This is a genomic window from Niveibacterium sp. (genome assembly GCF_041909475.1).
Taxonomy (GTDB): Bacteria; Pseudomonadota; Gammaproteobacteria; order Burkholderiales; family Rhodocyclaceae; genus Niveibacterium.
In genome coordinates this window covers 1-18,738 of the sequence record NZ_JAYRDJ010000007.1, presented here as the reverse complement: position 1 = coordinate 18,738, position 18,738 = coordinate 1, and the positions used below count along the sequence as shown (strand labels likewise).

Below are 18,738 nucleotides of genomic sequence, written 5' to 3'. Positions count from 1 at the left end.
ATCCCATCAACAGAAAATGACGGATTGCCCAATCTTTGAGCAGCCCGTCATTTTTCTTTCATATCAAAGCACTAGCACTGGAATACAGCGACAATCCACAGCTTCGCCCCCAGTCTGTGGGGACATCTTCACCAGCTTGGCGCGTACCGTGCCCAATTATTAGGCACGAGCAGATTTTCCTTTCGTGGCAGGGACTTGTCTCAACTGCCCTGACGATATCCACAGGCTGATCCCCAGAAGCTGGGGATTCAGCCTTTCAACAAAACGCCCTCCGAATCGCGCACCGCGACGTTGACGTCGAAGCCGTCGCGCACGCTCTGCGTGACCACGCAGAAGTCCTCGAACTGCGCGAGCACGCGGTCGAGATGCTCGAACTGCGCGCCCGACTTGCCCAGCTGGATCGCGACATTCACCGCGCCGACACGCAGGCGCTTGGCCTCGTTGCGGACCATCTCGACGTCGACCTCTACCGTCACTGGATCGGGCTCGTTCTTGAACTTCTTCAGCGCGAACATCAGGCTTGCCGCAAGGCAATTCGCCACCGCGGCCGCGAGCATGCGCGACGGGTTCGGGCCGGCGTTCTCACCCAGCGGTGGCGGCTCGTCCGTCGTGATCGGCGGAATCTCGGTGTCGAGGAACTCGACGAGGAACTGGAAGTTCTGTTGCTGCGTCAGGCGCAGTTTGAAACCGGTATCGCTCATGACTGACTCCGTTCAAACACACTCAGGCGCTGGCGACCGCAGCGCGTGCCCAACGCACGATCTCGGCTGCGGGCCGGGCCCCTGCTTCGCGCGCGAGCTCCTGCCCACCTCTCACCAGTGACAGGGTGGGGATGCTGCGCACATTGAACATGCCGGCGATGCGTTGCTGGGATTCGGTATCGAGTTTCGCAAACACGACTTCGCCGGCCATCTCTTTCGCCGCCAGCGCAAACTGCGGCGCCATCATTCTGCACGGTGCGCACCACGCTGCCCAGAAGTCGATCAGCACCGGCAGATCGCTCTTGGTGGCAAAGGCTTCAAAGTTGGCTTCGGTCAGTTCAACAGGCTCGCCGGTCAGCAACGGCTGCTTGCATTGGCCGCAGTTGGGCGAGTCCTTCACGCGATCAGCCGGAACACGGTTCAGCGCGGTGCAGTGGGGGCAAACAAGTTGCATGAGTGTCCTTTCATTTCTCCAGGCGCAGGATGCCCAGCGCCTTCAGTACGTATTTCTCGTATATGGGTTCGGAACTGCCGGATTTCATCTTGTGCAGGAAGTATTTTTCGAAGGCGATCTTGGCCAGATGCACCCACTTGCCCTTCCTGAACCAATTGACGTTACGCGGCGGAATCTGCGGTAGGGCAACGAAGGCCGCACCGGTGTCGCCCATGTCGGCAAGGCAGATCGCGTTCCAGGTGCCCTTGGCGGTCGCGGGGCGCCCTTCCAGGTCGGCCGCAATGTTCTCGACGATTGCGGTCACCATGGTCTCGATCATGTAGCCCGTCTTCGGGGCGCCGGTGGCAACTGGGGTGACCTCCACCGGCGGTATCGCCACGCAAACGCCGGCCGCGAAAATGTTGCGGTGGGCCTTGCTGCGCTGGAACTCGTCGATCAACACGAAGCCGCGCGGATTGCACAAGCCTTCGACGCCGGCCACAGCATCGACGCCGCGGAAGGCCGGCAGCATCATCGCAAGCTTGAACGGCACTTCATGCTCACGATCGACTTCGCCCTTGGCGTTCAGTTCGGAGACAAAGAGCTTGCCGGCGTCGACGCGGGTCGTCTTCGCATTGGTGATCCACTTGATGTCGTGGTTGCGGAACTCGCTCTCCAGCATCGACTTGGAATCGCCCACCCCACCCAGCCCCAGGTGCCCGATGTAGGGCTCGCTGCTGACGTAGGTCATCGGCACCTTGTGGCGCAGCTTGCGCTTGCGCAGGTCGGCGTCGAGGATGAAGGCGAACTCATAGGCGGGGCCGAAGCAGCTCGCCCCCGGCATCGCGCCCACCACCACCGGCCCGGGGTTCTGCAGAAAGGCCTGATAGTCGGCCCAGAACTCCTCGGCATGCTCGACCGTGCACACCGAATGCGTATGCCCTGAATGCGGCCCGGCGCCCGGTACCTCGTCGAACGCGAGCTTCGGCCCCGTGGTAATCACGAGGTAGTCGTAGCTCAGCGTGTCGCCCCCCTCTAGCACCAGGGTATTCGCCGCCGCGTCGATGCGCTCGGCCCGCTTGCCGACGAACTCGATGCCCTTGCGGGCAAGCAGCGGCGCCACATCGAGCACGATGTCGGCGCGTTTGCGCCAACCCACCGCCACCCAAGGATTGGACGGCACGAACTGGAAGTAATGCTGGGCGCCCACCACCGTGATGCGGTGTTCGGCGCCAAGACGACTCCTCAGCTCATAGGCGGCGGGCATGCCGCCGATACCGGCGCCGAGAACAACGACGTGTGCCATGTTTGTCTCCTCGTGATGGCAGTCATTCAGGCAGCGCGCCGTTTGCCGGTCTGTCGCCGCGTCGAGCTGGCTTCAATCAGCCATGGATACCGCCGCGCTTCACACCGAGCTTCGTGAGGATGTCTTCCATCAGGCACCAGCGAGTGATGCCGCTCTGGAAGAGATTCACGCCGACGAAGGCGGTAAAAGCGAGCCACCACTGGCTGTGGAAGATCGGGCTGCCGGGGATGCCCAGCGCGAGCGAGAGCATTACAAAGGCGCCGGCGATGATGCGGATGAGGCGTTCGGTGGTCATGGATGTAGCTCCTTCAGTTCAGGCAAAGCGGCGCTGGTTGAGCGCGTAGTACAGGATCGGAATCACCACGAGGGTGAGCAGGGTGGACACCGCAATGCCGAACAGCAGCGACACCGCGAGCCCGTTGAAGATCGGGTCGTCGAGGATGAACAGCGCGCCGAGCATGGCCGCCACCGCGGTCAGCACAATCGGCTGCGCCCGCACGCCGGCCGAGCGGATCACCGCTTCGCGGAAGGCGATGCCCTGCTCGACCTGCAGGTTGATGAAGTCGACCAGCAGGATCGAGTTGCGCACGATGATGCCGGCCAGCGCGATCATGCCGATCATTGATGTCGCGGTGTATTGCGCGCCGAGCAAGGCATGCCCTGGCATCACGCCGACGATCGTGAGCGGGATCGGCGCCATGATCACCAGCGGCGTCAGGTAGCTCTTGAACTGCGCGACCACCAGCAGGTAGATCAGGATCAGGCCGACCGCATAAGCCGCGCCCATGTCGCGGAAGGTCTCGTAGGTGACCTGCCACTCGCCGTCCCACTTCAGCGCATAGCCCTGCCAAGCGTCGTCCGGCTGGCGGATGAAGGTCTGGCCCAGCGTGCCGCCCTCGTCCAGCTTCAGGTCGTTGAGCTTCGCGCGGATACCGAACATGCCGTAGAGCGGGCTGTCGAGCTTGCCGGCCATGTCGCCAACCACATAGGTCACCGGCATCAGGTCCTTGTGGTAGATGACCCGGTCGCGCTCGCCGTGAATGACGTCGACGAGATCGGCCAGCGGCACGGTGCGGCCGTCCGCCGTGTTGAGCGGCAGCTTCAGCAGTGCGTCGAGGTTCGACAGCTTCTCGGGCGGCAACTGCAGCCGCACCGGCACCGCGTACTTGCTCTGCCCGTCGTGCAGGTAGGTCGCGTCCGCGCCCTGCCCTGCGGCGTACAGCGTCTGCGCGATCTGCGACTGGCTCACGCCCAGCTGCGCCGCCTTGCCCTGCTTCACGCGCAACGTTACCTGCGGCGACACGGCGGTGTCGGTGCTGTCGGTATCGACGATGTCGGCGGTGTCCTCAAAGGCTGCCAGCACCTTCTTCGCCACCGCGCGACGGCCGGCGTCGTCCGGGCCGTAGACCTCGGCGACGATCGGGCTCAGCACCGGCGGCCCCGGCGGCACTTCCACCACCTTCACCCGCGCGCCGTGGCGCTTCGCGATGGCCTGCAGCGCGGGCCGCACCGCCAGCGCGATCTCGTGGCTCTTGCGACTGCGGTGATGCTTGTCGACCAGGTTCACCTGAATGTCGCCCAGCTCCGCCGAGGCGCGCAGGTAGTACTGGCGCACCAGGCCGTTGAAGTTGATCGGGCTCGCCGTGCCGGCGTAGGCCTGGTAGTCCGTAACCTCCGGCACCTTGGCGATCGCTGCACCCATCTCACGCAGCACTGCGGCGGTGTCTTCCACCGGCGTGCCCGGCGGCATGTCGACCACCACCTGGAACTCGCTCTTGTTGTCGAAGGGCAGCATCTTCAGCACCACCCACTCCATCACCGGCAGTGCGAGCGAGATCACGATCGCGCCGCCAACGCCCGCCCACAGCTTGCGCCGCGCCGATTTGCCGGAGTGCGGATCAAGGAAGGGCCCGAGCACCTTGCGGGCAAGCCCCATCACCTTGCCTTCTCGGGCTTCTTCGGCATGCGCCTCGCCGGCGCCGCCGTGGTGGGCACCCAACCATTTGTTGGCAAGCCAGGGCGTGACGATGAAGGCGATCGCGAGCGACAGCAGCATGCCCATGCTGGAGTTGATCGGGATCGGGCTCATGTACGGCCCCATCAGCCCGCTGACGAAGGCCATCGGCAACAGCGCGGCGATCACCGTCAGCGTCGCGAGGATGGTCGGGCCGCCGACTTCATCCACCGCCTGCGGAATGATCTCCCACAGCGGTTTGTCCGGCTCTAGCGCGCGGTGGCGATGGATGTTCTCGACGACCACGATCGCGTCATCGACCAGGATGCCGATCGAGAAGATCAGCGCGAACAGCGATACCCGATTCAAGGTGAAGCCCCAGGCCCAGCTCGCGAACAGCGTCGCAGCCAGGGTCAGGATCACCGCCGTGCCCACGATCGCCGCCTCTCGCCGGCCGAGCGCGAACCACACCAGCGCGATCACCGAGGCAGTGGCGAAGGCGAGCTTCTGGATCAGCTTGGTGGCCTTGTCGTCGGCCGTCTGACCGTAGTTGCGGGTCACCGTCAGTTCGACGTTCGACGGCACGAGCTGGTTGTGCAGCGCCTCAACGCGCTGGATCACAGCGGCAGCCACGTCCACCGCGTTTTCACCCGCCTTCTTGGTCACCTGCAAAGTTACTGCAGGGAATTCCCCGGCGGCCTTGCCGGTGACGCCATGCCACACATAGCGGCCCGGCATCGGTGCGCCGGCCTCGACGCGGGCGACGTCAGACAGATAGACGGGCCGCCCATTGCGGCTGCCGATCACCACTTCCGCCACTTCGCGCGCATCGGCCAGGTAGGTGCCGACCTCGACGCGCAGCAGCTTGCTGTCCGCTGCCAGCTCACCGCCCGGCAGCACCAGGTTGCGCGCCTGCAAGGCCTGAGTGACTTGACCGACCGACAGGCCGACCGCCGCGAGGCGATCGGCATCCAGCCAGACGTTCACTGCGTTGCCGGGGCCGCCGAGGGTGCTGACTTCGCGTGTGCCCTTCACCCGCTTGATCTCGGCTTCCAGCGCATGCGCCACGCTTTCGAGCTCAAAGGCGCCGGCGTCCTGGTCCTTGGTCCACAGCGTCAGCGCGACGATCGGCACGTCGTCGATGCCCTTGGGCTTGACGATAGGCTCCATCACGCCGAGCCCAGCCGGCAGCCAGTCGCGATTGCTATGCAGGGTGTCGTAGAGGCGGACCAGCGCTTCGGTGCGCGGCACGCCGACCTTGAATTGCACGGTCAGGATCGCAACGCCGGGGCGAGACACCGAGAAGATGTGCTCGACACCGGCGATCTGGTCAAGCACCTGCTCGGCCGGCCCGGCCACCAGACGCTCGACGTCGGTGCTCGATGCCCCCGGGAAGGGGATCAGCACGTTGGCCATCGTCACATTGATCTGCGGCTCTTCTTCGCGCGGCGTGATGCCCGCGGCGAAAACGCCGAGCAGGAACAGCACGAGGGCGAGCAGCGGCGTGATCGCGTTGCGCTGGAACAGTGCCGCGATGCGGCCGGAAATACCCAAGCGCTTGTCGGTGTGGCTCATTCGCTCACCCTCACTTCGCTGCGGCCGCAATGGCGGCCTTGACGGGCTCCAGCGCCACCGATTCGCCCGCCTTCAAGCCCGCCAGCACCTCGACGCGGCCCTCACCCAGGCGTTCGCCCAAGCGCACTTGTCGTTGCTGAAAATGCCCGTCGGCGGTCTTCACATACACCGCGTTCAGCTCGCTGCGCTTGAGCACGGCAGCCTGCGGAATCGCAAGGCGCTGCGCATCACCGAGTACAAAGCGGGCCCGCGCGAACTGGCCTGGCGCGGCGCCCGTCGATGCGGGCAGATCGACGCGCACTTCCGTCGTACGGGTCGTCGGGTCCGCGGCCGGCAACACCGTGGTGCGCACACCGCTGAGCACCTTGCCGCTGATCTCGATTTCCGGCGTGGCGCCCTTCGCCAACGCCGACCGCACCGCCGCCAACTGCACCTCAGGCAGATACACGACTGCGCGCAGAGCACCAGGCTGGAAAACAGTCGCGATCGGTTTGCCGGGCATGGCCATGTCACCCGCCTCGACATGCGTCGCGGCGACAATGCCGTCATACGGCGCAACCAGCACCGTGTTGCTGCGGCTTGCACTGGCGGCACCAACACTCGCGCGCATGGCGTCGACCCGCGCACGCAACGCCTTTACCTGCGCCTCGTTCTGCTCCACGGCCGACGGGCTGACAAAGTTCTGTTTCGCGAGCGTCTGGCTGCGCTTGAGGTCGAACTCGGCCTTTGCGAGGTTCGCCTGTGCTTCGGCCACCGAAGCCTGGATCGCGGCCTCGGCGGCGCCCAGCTCACGATCGTCGATACGCGCAATCAACTGGCCTGCCTTGACCCGGTCGCCCGCCCGCACCGCGAGCTGCAGCACCCTGCCCTGCACCTGCGCGGCTAGTACGCTCTGCGTGACCGCCTGAATCGTCGCGTCGGCCTGGTACATCCCTGCCGAGCTTGATCGCACCACGGCGGCAACCGGCACCGCGTCGGCCGCGACACCCGCGAAGCTCACGCCCCACACCAGCCAAAGCAGATTTCGGATTTTCATTGCAGCTTGTCCTCGTTGAATTCTTCCAAGTCTGCTATCAATATATAACCACAAAGCGATTTATTCAAGACTTGTTCGCTTGATAACCACTGGGATATATTAGAGGCAAGAATTCGATGATGGATAAACCCCCAATGGCTTTACCCGAGCAAGCTATCGACCGTGTCGCGCTGTATTTCAAGGCGCTGTCGGACCCAACCCGCCTGCGGATCCTCAACGCCCTGCGTGAGAACGAACGCTCGGTAGGCGAGCTGACGGACATCGCGCAATGCAGCCAGGCCAACGTCTCAAAGCATCTGCGCGTGCTTTCCGACGCTGGCATCGTGGCCCGCACACCACGTGGCACCACCACCGTAATCAGCGTGGCGGACCCGGCCATCTATGACCTGTGCTCGCTGGTTTGCGACTCCGTCGCACGGGAGCTGGAAAAAGATCTGGCCTTGCACCAAGCCCTCACGGCGAATCGCAAGCCGGCCGGGTGACGTAGCTAGGGGTTTGCGCGCCGCCAAAATAAAACGGGCACCCTGAGGTGCCCGTTTTCATGTGCAGTGCAGAGTTCAGACTGCGTAACGACGCAGACGCTGCGAGAACTCTTCGAGCTGACGGATGCCGCTCGCCTCCGCGCGCGCGCACCAGTCCTGCAACTGTTTCACCAGTTGCTCACGCGATGCACTGGAGCGTGCCCAGATCGCGACCAGTTCCTGCTTCATCGTCACCAACTGCTGCAGGCGCGGGCTGTCGGCCACGGCCTTTTCAAACTGCTGCTGCAGCTTGGCGGGGAAGCCTTCGGTGCGCTCGGCGGCCAGCCAGCGACGCAGTTGCTTGAGATCGATCTTGCTCTCGCTCTGCGCAAGTTTCGCCATTTCCTCACGGTACACATCCTTGAGGCTGTTCGCGTAGCGACGCATCACGTCGTAGCGGTGCGTAACGATCGCCTGCAGCGTCTCGAGGTCGACCATGTTCTTGGCGTCTGCGAACTTCGGCTGCGGAATCGTCTTCTTGACCTTGGCCAGCCCCAGCATCTCCATGATGCGGATGTACATCCAGCCGATGTCGAACTCGTACCACTTCGACGACAGCTTGGCCGAGGTCGCAAAACTGTGGTGGTTGTTGTGCAGCTCTTCACCACCGATCAGGATGCCCCACGGGACAAGGTTCGTGGAGGCATCCACGCAGTCATAGTTGCGGTAGCCCCAGAAGTGCCCCAGGCCATTGATGACGCCGGCCGCCCAGAACGGGATCCAGATCATCTGCACGCCCCACATCACCGCACCCGGCACCACGCCGAACAGCGCCATGTCGATCGCCAGCATCAGCACGATGCCAACCTTCTGGCCCGGCGTGTAGATGTTGCGCTCCATCCAGTCGTCCGGCGTGCCATGGCCGTAGCGCTCCATGGTGTCCTTGTTGCGCGATTCCTTCACATACAGGAATACGCCGCCCCACAGCACACGATGGATGCCAAGGATCTGCGGGCTGTGCGGGTCTTCAGCGGTTTCACACTTGGCGTGGTGCTTGCGGTGAATCGCCGCCCATTCCTTGGTGACCATGCCGGTCGTCATCCACAGCCAGAGCCGGAAGAAGTGGCTCGGAATGGCGTGCAGATCGAGCGCGCGGTGTGCTTGGTGGCGGTGCAGGAAGATGGTGACCGACGCAATCGTGATATGCGTCAGGCCCAGCACTACCAACACATAGCCCCACCAGGGCAGGTCGAAAATTCCAGCAAACATCAAACGTTTCCCCTCAGGGTTGTGTTTATAAGTTATTGATTTTATGCGAAGTAAAGGCGACGCGCCATGTCAGCGAATCACCGGCCCAGTCTCAAGATAACGGGTTCAGGCCGCGCCAGCTTGAGCGATCGCGGCTGGCGGCACCTCGGCGGGCACCGGCCCCACCACGCGAACCTCGCGCTGCGGGAAGGGAATCTCGATGCCCTCTTCGCGGAAGCGGCGCCAGATCTCGCGATTGATATTCGACTTGATACCCATGGTGCCCTGCAGCGGGTCATAGATCCACAGGCCCAACTGAAGGTTGATACCGCTGTCGGCAAATGCCACAAGGTGAGCCACCGGCGGGGGATCCTTCAGAACCCGATCACCACCCGCCGCAGCACATTCGACCAGCAAGGCAAGCGCCCGTTCCACTTCACAGCTATAGCTCACCTGCACCGGTATGCCGATCCAGACATTCTTGTCGGCGTAGGTTTCGTTTTGCACCACCGCGCCGATCAGGGTCTCGTTCGGCACGATCACGTTGATGCCGGTCGGTGCGCGCAGCACCGTGTAGCGGGTGGTGATCTGCTGAACCTCACCACGATCAGCACCAACTGAGATCATGTTGCCGATGCGGATCGAACGATCGAGCAGGATGATGAAGCCCGAAATGTAGTTGGCTGCGATCTTCTGCATACCCAGGCCGATACCCACGCCCAGCGCACCGGAGAAAACCGACAGCGCGGTGAAGTCCAGCCCGACCAGCGACATCGCCGCAATCACGCCGACGAATAGCAGCAGCGCCCGCGACACGCGGGCCAGCACCGCCTGAACGCTGCTGTCCATGCGGCGCGAAGCCATCAGGCGGTCTTCGATAATGCCGGCCACCCACATCGCAGTCACGATGGTCGCTGCCGCCGACAAGGCGCCATTGATCAGCATCCACAGCGATACCTGCTGCTTGCCCATGTGCAGGCGCATGCTGTCGAGCCAGTCAATCAGCTCCGGCAGCAGGCCGAGCAGATCCAGCGCAACCACCGCCCAAACCCCGACCGCGATGTAACGCTCAACGCCCTTGAGCCAGGACGACTTGAAAAACACCTGGCGCAGCGCGACTTCAATCAGGCGCAGCACACAAAGTGCAAACGCCAGCTGCATCGCAATGCCGACTTCGGTACCACGATACCCAGCCAAGCGGAAGCCTGCACGCGCGACCAACAACAACAACACGGCCCCGAGTGGCCATGCAACAGCGCGGATCAGCCGCGCCATGGTGGTCGGAGCCGAAAAATGGGCAACTACGCGCCGGGCAATAAAGCCGGAAACCACCAGAATCACGACCACGCTCAACAGCTGCAGCTGGGAGGCGGTCGTAGAGAGCTCTGCAATGACAGCCTGGACGGCGGCAATCAGGGCGTTACTGGCCTGTTCGGTGCTTTCCGGTGAGCTCATTCAACCCGCTCCATCGCCACCGCGAAGAAACCATCCGTACCGTGCTCGAGCGGGTCGAGTCGCAAGCGTTCGCCACAAGCGAGTTTGATTCCCTGGGTGGTCAGCACATCTTGCGCCGACACGATGCGGAAGCCCGGGTGCGCAGCGAGGAAGGCGTCGACGATGGCGTCGTTCTCTTCCGGCAACACGCTGCAGGTTGCATAGACGAGACGCCCGCCCTTCTTCAACAGACGAGCCGCGCCCGACAGGATCGACAACTGCTTCGCGGTGAGTTCTTCGACCGCCACCGGCGACTGCCGCCACTTCAGATCCGGGTTGCGCCGCAGCGTGCCGAGTCCGCTGCACGGTGCATCGACCAGCACGCGGTCGAGTTTGCCCGCGAGGCGCTTGAGGCGCGCGTCGTTCTCATGCGCGATGGCCGAGGTATGCACGTTGGAGAGCCCCGAGCGCGCAACCCGCGGTTTCAGGCGCGCTAAACGGCGCTCGGCAGTGTCAAACGCGTACAGGCGGCCGGTCGAGCGCATCAGGCCACCCAACAGCAGCGTCTTGCCACCGGCGCCGGCGCAGAAATCCGCCACCATCTCGCCGCGCTTCGGCGCAACGAGGAAACCGAGTAGCTGGCTGCCTTCGTCCTGCACCTCGATCGAACCGTCGAGGAACAGCGGGTGCTTCGCAAGCGAAGGCTTTTCGGCAAGCCGGATCGCCAGCGGCGAAAACTGGCCAGCCTCGCAGTTGATGCCGTCGGCGCGCAACTGCTCGATAACCTCTTCGCGCTTGGCCTTCAGCGGATTCACCCGCAGATCGAGCGGCGCCGGGCGGTTGAGCGCTTGCGCCAGGCGCAGCGCACGCTCTTCGCCATGCACATCGGCCAGGCGGCCGGCGAGCCAGTCCGGCAGGTCAGCCTGCTCGGCGTAGCTGAGTTGCGGCGCCGCGGCAGCCTGGCGCTCGGCCAGCCAACGTTGCTCGGTCGCGGACACCACTTCTTCGAGCTGGCGCGAGGAAATCCCCTGCACGCGGATCAAGGCAGCCAGCAGCAGACGCCGGCCGGTTGCACGATCGCCGCACCAGGCTTCGAGCCGGCGACGGTTGCGCAGTACGGCATACACCGTCTCCGCAATCACGCCACGGTCTCGATGCCCCAAGGATTTGTGCTCGCGGAAGAAGCTCGACAGTACAGCGTCGGCCGGATGCTCGAAGCGCAGCACCTCGGACAGGACTTCAGTGGCCTCGTCGAGGCGGTTCTTGGTGATATGCATCATCAACCCTTGTAGGAATCGTTCACTTCACGCGAAGGCAGGATATCCGCCTTCACGCCATCCAGTTCGATCTCGCGCGCGATCTCGTCCACCACATGCCCCTGCTTGCGATCATCCACCCGGATGCGCACTGGTGCATTGCGGTGCTGGCGCGAAAGCCATAAATCCACAACGAACTCGCCGTTGCGCGCCTCGCAGTGGAAATGGCGCGTTTCTATACTGCCCCAGGGCAATCGCAGCAACTCGTTGGCCACCTGGCTCAGGGTCGCTTCCGCGCCCCAACGCCCCCCGACGACGTAAAGCGACATGCTGGTCACGCCATCGGGCTGGAAGGCCAGATGATGCGCAAGGCTCAGGATGTCTTCTGCCATGCCCTCAAACGCCACTTCCCGAACACGATCCGGGCGCGACAGAAACACCTTGCGCTGCGCCCAGTCAAACACCGCATGTGACTGCTTGCCGTTCAGATCTTCCTGAAAACCGGTCGGCGCCAGCCCCTCCGGCCCCACGCGCCCCTGGCTCTGCTGCACACCGTTGAAGCGCTTGATCAAACGTGCCAGGCCCACGGTCGCCGCATCGCTGCGCATCGTGTAGCGCTCACCGTCGTGCGACCAGGTGTGGATCATCTCGCCCACCTCGATCGTCTCGCCGTAACGCACCTGGAAGCGGATCCGCCCCTCGCGCGGCCATGCCTGCGTCGCCGCCGGATCCACCGATACGGGAATCGGGTCTTTCGGCGCCTCGGCCACCTCGGGCGCAGCAGGCACATCCGACACGGCCTCCGCCGCGCCCGAAGGTTTCGGGGATTCCTCCGCCACCTGCGCAGGCGGCACCGACGCCTGAGCCCCTTGCTCCCGCGGCACTGCCAGCGTGCGTTGCGCCGGCGCGCTGCGCGCCGGTTTGACGTGCGGACGCGGGGCTGCCTCAGGCAGTTTCTGCGGCTCGGCGCGCGCGACCGAAGTCTTCTGCACAGGCGGCAACTGCAGAGTCGCCTCGATACGCACCGGCTCCGCCACCACCGACAGATCCCACCCAGGCGCGGACAACAGCAGCAAGTGCAGCAGAACTGATGCTGCAATCGCCAGCGGCAGCGGGCGCATCCAGCGCCGGCGCCATCGCACCAATCGGTTCGCTTCCTCAGGCATCCGGCAACGGCACGATCCACCCTTCGCAGGGCAGACGGGCATCGGTTACCGTCACGCGATTGCCGTCCACGCGCAAGCGCCCTTCCACAAACCAGCGCACCGCCTGCGGATAGATGATGTGCTCTTGCGCCAGCACCTTCTCGGCCAGCGATGCCTCGGAGTCGTCCGCACTCACCGCAACCGCCGTCTGCGCGATGATCGGGCCGCAATCGAGTGTCGGAGTGACGAAATGCACCGTGGCGCCATGCAAGCGCACCCCGGCCTCGATCGCCTTGCGGTGCGTATGCAGGCCGGGAAAGCTCGGCAACAGCGACGGATGGATGTTGATCATGCGGCCTTCGTAGCGCCGCACGAAATCATCGCCAAGCACGCGCATGAAACCGGCCAGCACGACGAGATCCGGCTCGTGGCGATCGATCGCTGCGGCCAGCGCCTCATCGAAGGCATCGCGATTCGCGTAGCCAGTATGGTCGACCACCTGCGCCTCGATGCCCTGCGCACGTGCGAAGTCCAGCCCCGCAGCCGTTGGCTTGTTCGCGATCACCGCCGCAATCATCGCGTCGGGAATCGACGCACGGACGATGGCTTCCATGTTGGAGCCACGCCCCGAAATTAGGATAACGAGTTTCTTCATGTCAGAAATGAAAAGGCCGGCCGGGTTTGCCGGTCGGCCTCCTAGTTTAACCCGCCGCGGCGGGGCAAGGTTCAAGCGACGGCGCGACTGGACAAACGCCCCTTGATGTAGCCGAGCGCCAGCGGGATCAGCGAAATGCCGATGATGCCCACGATCACCAGGCTCAGGTTCGCCTTCACCCATGCGAGGTTACCGAACCAGTAGCCCGCCAGCGTCAGCGAGAAGATCCACAGGCCACCACCAAGGATATCCAGCGGCAGGAAGCGCCGATAGGTCATGCGCGCCACGCCCGCAACGAACGGCGCAAAAGTCCGCGCGAGCGGCATGAAACGGGCAATGATGATGGTCTTGCCGCCGTGCGTCTCGAAGAACGCGTGCGTCGTGTCGAAGGCCTTGCGATTGAAGAGCCGAGAGTTCTCCCAACGGAACACCCGCGGCCCGATCCAGCGCCCGATCCAGTAGTTGCAGTTATCCCCCAGCACCGCGGCCGCAAACAGCGAACCGGACAATACCGCGATGTCCATACCCCCGGTTGCAGCCAGCGCCCCCGCGACAAACAGCAACGAGTCCCCCGGCAGAAAAGGCGTCACCACCAAACCGGTTTCACAGAACACGATCAAGAACAGGATCGCGTAGATCCAGGTGCCGTACTGCGCCACCAGAATGGCTAGGTGCTTGTCGAGGTGCAGCACGATATCGAAAAACTGAACGAGCAAATCCATGCGAACTCCAGACCATCGGGGGGAACGCCGCACTGCAACATCAGTGGGCGACGCGCAGGGTAGCACACCAAAAATGCTGCTCGCGCCGCCGGCAAACCTCGGTGTGATCAAAGGCGCTTTACCCAGACTGCAAATCTTCGTGTCATAGAACAATCGCCGATACCCGCAACGCTGACGCAGGCATAGAATTTTGCGCCATGAAACACGCGCCCAACATCCACGACCACGAAACCGTCATGCCGGCACCCACGTCGGAGACCGTGGATACTGGCACCCCCACCCGCCTGAAGATGCCGCCGCGATGGATTCGCGCCGATCGTCACTGGTGGCTGCATCTCGACCACGGCGGCGTCGCGCGTGAACGCGATGGCACCTGGTTTGGTTACCCGCTCGGCTGGACAGATGCCCGCCGTCTCGGCCCGTACCAGAACGCGCTGCTCGCCGCCCAGGCGGTGGAAGCGGCCGAACCGGAAGAACAGACCTCCGGCCACCGCGCCAAGCCCTGAAAACAAAGCGCTTATTTGATTCGTGAGCGCCTGACGTGCCGGGACCGCGTTCGAGCGCTCATTTTTACCTCAGAAAAAACAAAAGGCCCAATCCGAAGATTGGGCCTTTTGCCTGAATAGTTGGTACACCCGGAGCGATTCGAACGCCCTACCCCCTGGTTCGTAGACAGGTAAAAGTCCGTCCAGCCAAATCCACCCCATCCCTCGACAACATCAAAAACACCCGTATTTGTTGGCTTAAGGCCGATTGCATCGTCCACCTCTGTCCGGCAGAATCCCGTAAGAGCCAGCACCAAACAGGCACAGTACAGGCACAAACAGGTACAAGGGTGGCGCACTATGGGCAATATCACCGACAAAGAGCTGAAGACGGGGCCCGAGGACGGCAAAGCGTCAAACTGGCTCACGGACCCCGGCACCAAGGGGACCGGGCGCCTCACCGCCCGCATCACGCGCGGCGGCGCTGCCGCGTTCTACTTCCGATACAACGATGCGGAAGGCAAACAGGACCGCTATCCAATTGGCAAGTACGACCCGAAGGGAGTGCATGGCTTTACGCTGGCGCAGGCGCGAGCCAAGGCCGGCGAGTTGTCGAAGCTTTATCAAAGCGGCGTCAAAAATGTTCGCGATCACTTGGAGCAGATCGCGCGGCTGGAACAAGCCCAACGCGAGGCCGACGAGGCAAGGCACCTTGCCGAGCGGGCCGCAGCGGCGGCAGAACAGCAGCGCATTGCCCGGCGCCGCACCGTTGAACAGGCCGCCCGCCACTGGTTCGCGGCCCCCGGCAAGCGCAGCGGTAAACCCAAAAGCGACGAACTGATCCGCCGCTTTGAGCGGGACGTGTTCCCCAAGATCGGTGCCTTGGCGCTGGCCGATGTCACGAAGGGCTCCGTGCGCGAACTGCTGGCCGCTATCGAACAGCGCGGAGCCCTGGTTCTCGCGCGCCACATGACCGCCGACCTGCGGCAGTTCTTCGATTACTGCGTGGGTTTCGACTGGATCGAGGCCAGCCCCGCCGCCGCGATCAAACGCACCGATATTGGTGCCAAAGCCGACGAACGCGAGCGGGTGCTGTCCGATGCTGAAATCCGAGCCCTGCCCGCTGCACTCAGGGCCGGCAAACTGCTGAAGACCACCGAGCTATCCATCTGGATCATGCTGACGACGTGTTGCCGTGTCGGTGAAATCACGCAAGCGCGCTGGGAGCACATCGACCTCGAAGCCCGCACCTGGACGATTCCGCCAGAAGTTGCCAAGAACGGGCGCGAGCACGTCGTCTATCTATCGGACTTCGCCCTACGCTGCTTCGAAGAGCTGCGCCCCCTGTCAGGCGCTGTCACCGACGACGCGGGCCGACTGATTCCATCGCCGTGGGTCATGCCCGCAAAGCACCACGACCAGCACCTATGCGTGAAATCCATCGCCAAACAGATCGGCGACCGCCAGCGGGGCGACCGGGGCGCCATGAGCAATCGCACATCCAGCACTGATGCGCTCATTCTGCCCGGAGGCAAATGGACACCGCACGATCTACGTCGCACAGGCGCCACGATGATGGTGGCGCTAGGCGTGCTGCCGGAAGTCGTCGAACGCTGCCTGAACCACCTTGAGCAAAACCGCATGAAGCGGATCTACCAGCGGCACGACTACGCCCGCGAAATGCGCGAAGCCTGGCAAATGCTTGGCGAACGGATCGAACTACTGACCAGCGCCGCCGATAACGTGGTGACGCTCAAGAACCGGGCCTAACTGTCTCAGGCGAAGCGGACCGCTACGGCGCCAGCTAACCTGGCAGCTCCACCCTGCTGGGGAGGGGCGCGTTATGGCGCAATACGAGGCTGACGGGATGACGCGCATCGGCACTCTGGTAATAGCACCGAACGCGGGAATTGCACGCGAAGCACATGCCTTCCGGGTTGATTGCCTTAGACTGAAGATGTATCGCTTGAACCGATCATGTCGGCGACAGTAGGCGTGGCCGAACCTTCGTGATGCAGCAGTAATGAAATCAATGCGCGCACAGATAGGCATAACCATGGAACTGAAAATCGGATACGCGGACTTCAGGGCACTCACGGACCTCACCCCGCGAGAATTGAAAGAAGAATGGCTAGAACTTCGGGCTGACGGGGTCTACAAGATGGTAGAGCCTCAAGACTCAGAGCTGACCGGAGCCGAGGCAGCTGGCCTGACGTCTCATCCAACGGGAAATCTCCTTGAACCCGCCTTGCAGTTTCCTTGCACGCTCAAGGAGCTAAAGCGATTCATTGCAGATGAAGGGCTGACGGGTCAAATCGACGCGTTCGTGATGGCGGATTGGCTGATGAAACACGCTTTCATGACGCACCGTGATACCCCTCGCGGCACAGAGCAATCCTCAAACAGTTTGGTCGATAGCGACGTCGCCATAAACAAACGAGCCGAAACCACCTTGCTAAATATCATCGGAGCGCTGCTCTCAATCATGCTCAGCAGGACACCGGGGGGCACACCGCAGTCGGTATTCAAAAGCCAAGACGCAATCGCCGATGCGCTAGTTGCGCACCATCCAAATGTACCGGGAATAAAACTTCGAACGCTGCAAGAGAAGTTTGCGGCCGCAAGAAAAAGTCTAGCCGCATCCTGAGCCGATACCGCAACTGCGGTGGCCTCCGCCGCAATTGCGGTGATTCGCGCCGCCGGAAGAAGGAGGATGCACCCGTCTTAACTTGGACAAGGACGGATGCAATGAACCAACTACCTGAAACCGGTTTTCTGCGCCTACCACAGATCATAGGCAACCCCAAAGCAGAGCCGCCAATTCCCCCGATCATCCCGGTGAAGAAGTCTTGCTGGTGGGATGGCGTCAAATCAGGCCGTTTCCCGAAGCCCGTCAAAATCGGAAACGGCCGCTCAACCTTTTGGCGCGTTGAAGACATTCGCGCCCTCATCGCAAGGGCTTGACGGGGGCGGGCATGGAGAAGAAAAACGCCCGGCTGACCGAAGCCAAACCGAGCGCGAGCGACAGCGCCATTTTCACCTCAGCTTGCGACGCAATCAAGGCCGACTTGGAAGCCGGCAAGGCAGTTCAGCTTATTGACTTTGACGCGGAGCGCCGCCCATTCGCGGTGGCGGCAATCGCCAAACTCCGCGACGAACTGCCCATTCGCTGCGGGTGGCACACCATCCGCGAATCCCACTTGAGCGAAACCCGATTGCGCGCCAAGCGGTACAGCATCGACGGCACCCACCTGAACAAAGGAGGTGCGCAATGATTGCGAAAATCGAGCGCGCCGTTTGGGTTTCGAGTTTCAGGCTGGAAGAAGCCCGCCAAAGCGCAGCAGCAAACGGGCAACTATGGAAACAGGCCGGCGCCTGCATCGTGCTTGCGCTGTTGCGGATCGGCGGCGCCTATGTCTGACGCCATCGCACAGTTCCGCACTGCAATCAGCGCCGCCGGTCTTACGCCCCCGGATGAAATCGAGACCGACGGCCAGCTTCGCCGCTTCGCCAGCAACGGCAAACGCGGCGACGATGCCGGATGGTATCTCTTGCACGGCGACGGCATCCCCGCCGGCAGTTTTGGCGACTGGCGAACGGGTTTCACGCAAACATGGCGCGCGGACATTGGCCGCACGCTTACACCAGGCGAGGAAGCGGCGCACCGCGCCAAGGTGGCTGCAATGCGCCAAGCCAGAGAAGCCGAGGAAGCCCGCCGCCAGGCTTCCGCCGCATTGCGTGCGGCCGATGAGTGGAACTGCGCCAGCGCCGCCCCGGCGGACTTTCCGTATCTCGCCCGCAAGGGAGTGAAGCCGCATGGCGCACGCTTCAAGGATGGACGCTTGCTGGTGCCGATGCGATCCGACGGCGCCCTTCATTCCCTGCAGTTCATCGCCGCCAACGGCGAAAAGAGATTTCTGCCGGGTGGCAAGGTCAAAGGATGCTATTTCAGCATCGGCAACCCACAAGGCGCGGCGGCGCTGTGCATCGCCGAAGGTTTCGCAACCGGCGCGACGATCCACGAAGCAACAGGGCTCCCCGTCGCCGTTGCGTTCAACGCGGGAAACCTTGAGCCGGTGGCGCTGGCCTTGCGGGCGAAGTTCCCCGACTTGCGGCTGATACTTTGCGCCGATGATGACAATGCGACGGAGGGCAACCCTGGCAGGGCGAAGGCCGCGCAGGCGGCGCGCGCCATCAGCGGGTTAGTTTGTTGACGCTCGTTGAAAACTGACCAGAAAAGCGAGGTAGTGCGCGCTGAAAATTGACCAGGGTGATTAACTCGTCTGCTCATTTTTTGAGCAGGATTTTGGAGATGATCACCATGAAG

Annotated in this window: 20 protein-coding genes; 8 read left to right on the top strand and 12 right to left on the bottom strand. The window is 63.1% G+C overall.

Annotation, left to right across the window (positions count from 1 at the left end; translation table 11 throughout):
- Window positions 1-248: 248 nt before the first annotated feature.
- The 6 genes from ACE3P0_RS07010 to ACE3P0_RS06985 all read right to left on the bottom strand — a co-directional run bounded on the left by ACE3P0_RS07010 (window position 249) and on the right by ACE3P0_RS06985 (window position 7,005).
- The gene (locus ACE3P0_RS07010; RefSeq protein WP_374401259.1) at window positions 249-701 is read right to left on the bottom strand and encodes an OsmC family protein; all 453 of its coding nucleotides are present in this window, start codon (window positions 699-701) and stop codon (window positions 249-251) included.
- A gap of 22 nt (window positions 702-723) precedes the next feature.
- Window positions 724-1,155 (bottom strand): thioredoxin TrxC, encoded by a 432-nt coding sequence (trxC, locus tag ACE3P0_RS07005; RefSeq protein ID WP_374401258.1) that lies wholly within the window; start codon window positions 1,153-1,155, stop codon window positions 724-726.
- 10 nt (window positions 1,156-1,165) lie between these two features.
- Entirely contained in the window at window positions 1,166-2,440 is a 1,275-nt protein-coding gene (locus ACE3P0_RS07000) for an NAD(P)/FAD-dependent oxidoreductase (RefSeq protein WP_374401256.1), read from the bottom strand.
- A gap of 76 nt (window positions 2,441-2,516) precedes the next feature.
- A complete protein-coding gene (locus ACE3P0_RS06995) occupies window positions 2,517-2,735 on the bottom strand; it encodes a DUF2892 domain-containing protein (RefSeq protein ID WP_374401254.1) in 219 nt (72 codons plus the stop codon).
- Between the two features lie 18 nt (window positions 2,736-2,753).
- Window positions 2,754-5,969 (bottom strand): efflux RND transporter permease subunit, encoded by a 3,216-nt coding sequence (locus ACE3P0_RS06990; RefSeq protein ID WP_374401252.1) that lies wholly within the window; start codon window positions 5,967-5,969, stop codon window positions 2,754-2,756.
- Between the two features lie 10 nt (window positions 5,970-5,979).
- Entirely contained in the window at window positions 5,980-7,005 is a 1,026-nt protein-coding gene (locus ACE3P0_RS06985) for an efflux RND transporter periplasmic adaptor subunit (RefSeq protein WP_374401250.1), read from the bottom strand.
- Between the two features lie 134 nt (window positions 7,006-7,139).
- Between ACE3P0_RS06985 and ACE3P0_RS06980 the strand changes: the two genes are divergently transcribed.
- Window positions 7,140-7,487, top strand: a complete 348-nt coding sequence (locus tag ACE3P0_RS06980) for an ArsR/SmtB family transcription factor (RefSeq protein ID WP_374401248.1) — start codon at window positions 7,140-7,142, stop codon at window positions 7,485-7,487.
- A gap of 75 nt (window positions 7,488-7,562) precedes the next feature.
- Here ACE3P0_RS06980 and ACE3P0_RS06975 read toward each other — a convergent pair whose 3' ends face one another.
- The 6 genes from ACE3P0_RS06975 to ACE3P0_RS06950 all read right to left on the bottom strand — a co-directional run bounded on the left by ACE3P0_RS06975 (window position 7,563) and on the right by ACE3P0_RS06950 (window position 13,926).
- Window positions 7,563-8,735 (bottom strand): fatty acid desaturase, encoded by a 1,173-nt coding sequence (locus ACE3P0_RS06975; protein ID WP_374401246.1) that lies wholly within the window; start codon window positions 8,733-8,735, stop codon window positions 7,563-7,565.
- A 105-nt stretch (window positions 8,736-8,840) separates the two neighbouring features.
- The gene (locus tag ACE3P0_RS06970) at window positions 8,841-10,169 is read right to left on the bottom strand and encodes a mechanosensitive ion channel family protein (protein WP_374401244.1); all 1,329 of its coding nucleotides are present in this window, start codon (window positions 10,167-10,169) and stop codon (window positions 8,841-8,843) included.
- Complete coding sequence (locus ACE3P0_RS06965; RefSeq protein WP_374401242.1) at window positions 10,166-11,428, bottom strand: RsmB/NOP family class I SAM-dependent RNA methyltransferase; 1,263 nt, start codon at window positions 11,426-11,428, stop codon at window positions 10,166-10,168. Before ACE3P0_RS06965 ends, ACE3P0_RS06970 begins: the two co-directional genes overlap by 4 nt.
- On the bottom strand, window positions 11,428-12,525 hold the full coding sequence (locus tag ACE3P0_RS06960) for a DUF3108 domain-containing protein (protein ID WP_374401240.1): 1,098 nt from the start codon (window positions 12,523-12,525) through the stop codon (window positions 11,428-11,430). Before ACE3P0_RS06960 ends, ACE3P0_RS06965 begins: the two co-directional genes overlap by 1 nt.
- A 37-nt stretch (window positions 12,526-12,562) precedes the next feature.
- Window positions 12,563-13,204: a phosphoribosylglycinamide formyltransferase gene (gene purN / locus ACE3P0_RS06955; RefSeq protein WP_374401238.1), complete on the bottom strand. Its 642-nt coding sequence runs from the start codon at window positions 13,202-13,204 to the stop codon at window positions 12,563-12,565.
- A gap of 71 nt (window positions 13,205-13,275) precedes the next feature.
- Window positions 13,276-13,926, bottom strand: a complete 651-nt coding sequence (locus tag ACE3P0_RS06950) for a DedA family protein (RefSeq protein WP_374401236.1) — start codon at window positions 13,924-13,926, stop codon at window positions 13,276-13,278.
- A gap of 197 nt (window positions 13,927-14,123) precedes the next feature.
- Between ACE3P0_RS06950 and ACE3P0_RS06945 the strand changes: the two genes are divergently transcribed.
- From ACE3P0_RS06945 to ACE3P0_RS06915, 7 genes are all read left to right on the top strand, one after another.
- Entirely contained in the window at window positions 14,124-14,432 is a 309-nt protein-coding gene (locus ACE3P0_RS06945) for a hypothetical protein (protein WP_374401235.1), read from the top strand.
- A gap of 339 nt (window positions 14,433-14,771) precedes the next feature.
- A complete protein-coding gene (locus ACE3P0_RS06940; protein ID WP_374401233.1) occupies window positions 14,772-16,181 on the top strand; it encodes a tyrosine-type recombinase/integrase in 1,410 nt (469 codons plus the stop codon).
- Window positions 16,182-16,467: 286 nt separating this feature from the next.
- Window positions 16,468-17,058, top strand: coding sequence for a hypothetical protein (locus ACE3P0_RS06935; RefSeq protein ID WP_374401231.1), 591 nt, complete (start codon window positions 16,468-16,470; stop codon window positions 17,056-17,058).
- A 101-nt stretch (window positions 17,059-17,159) separates the two neighbouring features.
- On the top strand, window positions 17,160-17,375 hold the full coding sequence (locus ACE3P0_RS06930; RefSeq protein WP_374401229.1) for a helix-turn-helix transcriptional regulator: 216 nt from the start codon (window positions 17,160-17,162) through the stop codon (window positions 17,373-17,375).
- A gap of 11 nt (window positions 17,376-17,386) precedes the next feature.
- Window positions 17,387-17,686, top strand: coding sequence for a hypothetical protein (locus ACE3P0_RS06925; RefSeq protein WP_374401227.1), 300 nt, complete (start codon window positions 17,387-17,389; stop codon window positions 17,684-17,686).
- Window positions 17,683-17,832, top strand: coding sequence for a hypothetical protein (locus ACE3P0_RS06920; protein WP_374401225.1), 150 nt, complete (start codon window positions 17,683-17,685; stop codon window positions 17,830-17,832). The genes ACE3P0_RS06925 and ACE3P0_RS06920 overlap by 4 nt, the downstream gene beginning before the upstream one ends.
- The gene (locus tag ACE3P0_RS06915; protein ID WP_374401223.1) at window positions 17,825-18,625 is read left to right on the top strand and encodes a toprim domain-containing protein; all 801 of its coding nucleotides are present in this window, start codon (window positions 17,825-17,827) and stop codon (window positions 18,623-18,625) included. Before ACE3P0_RS06920 ends, ACE3P0_RS06915 begins: the two co-directional genes overlap by 8 nt.
- Window positions 18,626-18,738: the final 113 nt, after the last annotated feature.